This is a genomic window from Mesorhizobium sp. M7D.F.Ca.US.004.03.1.1 (assembly GCF_003998635.1).
GTDB lineage: Bacteria > Pseudomonadota > Alphaproteobacteria > Rhizobiales > Rhizobiaceae > Mesorhizobium > Mesorhizobium loti.
The window spans coordinates 1-1,833 of sequence record NZ_RZQG01001082.1 but is presented as its reverse complement, the minus strand read 5'-3'; the positions used below and the strand labels follow the sequence as shown (position 1 = coordinate 1,833).

Genomic DNA, 1,833 nt, shown 5'->3' with positions numbered 1-1,833 from the left:
CCAGGATGTCGCCGTTAGCCAGAGCCTTTGTGCCGAGCACGGTGAAAGTCTTGTCCTGCGTCCGCTCCAGCCTTTCGGCCAGCCTGTGTGCAATAGCATACAGAAGCGCATCGACCACCGAGGCGCGGTCGTCTGCACTCGCCCGGCGCCAATACGTCCCGAGCACGGCTTGCGCGATCCCCCTACCGTCGAACGCCGCGGAGATCGAGCGGAGCTGCGACTCTGCAGGTCCACCGTGCCCAAGCACTATCGCCGCCTGGCGCACAGTCTCAACCAACTTGACCGCGTCACTCTGCTCATCGGCAGCTGCCGAAAGCGATGGGGCGCAGATCGCGAGTAGCACCGGGACAAGCAACAGCCGGGCCAAAGCTGCCCAGCTTGCGTACGACCATGGGCCTGCTGTCATGATCCTATGTCATCCAATGCGCTGTTGGCTGTCAACATCGAGCGTCTCGGGAGCCTGTAGAGGCGCATGCCCAAAAGCGGCAGCCAGCGGTTCGAGGCGAGCGACCCGCGCTTTCTGCCTTTCCGTCAGGTCGGGATGGCGGCTACGCACCTGTTTGCCGAACGTCGCGGCGACCTGCAGTACCCGCTCCTCGCAGCCGCGGGAAAATGGCAGGCCCAGTTCACGGTAGATCCGCTTCATCTCACCCGCGGGGTCGGCGGTGAGATCCTGCAGCCGCACTTCCGCGAGGTCGGCGGCTGAGATCTGAGCTCTATCGGCTAGATAGTGCATCTCTGTCGCGAGATATTCGCAGGTGATGATCTCCTCCTGCTCATCCTCGGGCAGTGGCGGCTGCAGGGCGAACGCACGTTGCAATTCGCGCGCCAGAAGCAGGTTGGACCGGAACACGACTTCCGGCGAACGGGAGATGTGGACAAACTTGGCGCCCGGAAACAGTTCCTGGAGGTAGCGGACGCGCGCCGTATGGCTCGGCGACTTGAGCAGAAGTCGCCGTCCGCCTGCAACGAGAGTAAGCTTCTGAACGAAACCGAACTGATGCGAGCGCCAGCGGCTTAACTCCCCCTTCGAAAGCGCGTCGAGATCGTGAAATCGATTAAAGAAGGCTTGCCGGCGGGGAAGTATGGCGCGTCCCGCGAGGACGGACATCCCTCCCAGATTGTTCAACGCGAAGTCGTCCTCCCCCGGCAGCTTGGCGCCCACTGGCACGACTGCGCTAAGGCGCGTCAACGGCAGCAACGGCACGAAAAGGTAGCGCAGGAGAAACCATCCAGGGACGAATGCCTGAGGGGCCAGGACCTGCGGCCAACTCGGCGATCTCAGGTCTGGGTCGGCTGCCAGCAGGTTCTGCAAAAACGTCGTTCCGGATCGGAAGTAGCCGAGGACGAACACGGGGGCATTATCCCTCCCCATCTGGGGAGGTCGTAGCCGCAGCCATGCCGCAAGGATCACGCGCTCCGGCAGGGAGGCGACTGTATTGATCCCCGAAAGCAGGAGCAGGAGCACCAGGCGCGGCCAGTAGGCGGGGGGAATGTGGCCTTCCGCGCGCCATAGAATCCGCAGCACGGCGTCAAGAGGTGCCACGCACATGAAGTGCGGATACGGCAAATAGGGCGCCAGCCGACGGGCTGCGAGCGAGATGCTTTCGTGCAGGGCCTTCATAAGGCAGTCCGGAACATCATGGTCTCGGTGGTCAATCCCGGCCCAAACGCCATGCCGCAGCCGAGCAAGCCCGACGGCTCCTTCAGCATTTCAGCCATCACGAACATCACGGTCGCCGATGACATATTGCCGTATTGCCGGAGCACTTCGCGCGATACGGCGAGCGCGGTCGAGCGGGCACTCAAACTGGAGCCGACCGCGTCGAGCAC

1 protein-coding gene and 1 pseudogene are annotated in these 1,833 nt (G+C 63.2%); both read right to left on the bottom strand.

Annotated elements, in window-relative coordinates; all coding sequences use genetic code 11:
• Positions 1 to 415: 415 nt before the first annotated feature.
• The gene (locus EN935_RS34095) at positions 416 to 1,624 is read right to left on the bottom strand and encodes a sulfotransferase (protein WP_127265353.1); all 1,209 of its coding nucleotides are present in this window, start codon (positions 1,622 to 1,624) and stop codon (positions 416 to 418) included.
• Positions 1,621 to 1,833 (bottom strand): annotated as a pseudogene (locus EN935_RS34090) (type III polyketide synthase); the annotation flags it as partial. The pseudogene EN935_RS34090 and the gene EN935_RS34095, both read right to left, overlap by 4 nt.

Excerpts from the sequence above, each read along its gene's own strand:
- EN935_RS34095 (WP_127265353.1), bottom strand. The coding sequence starts at position 1,624 with ATGAAGGCCCTGCACGAAAGCATCTCGCTCGCAGCCCGTCGGCTGGCG.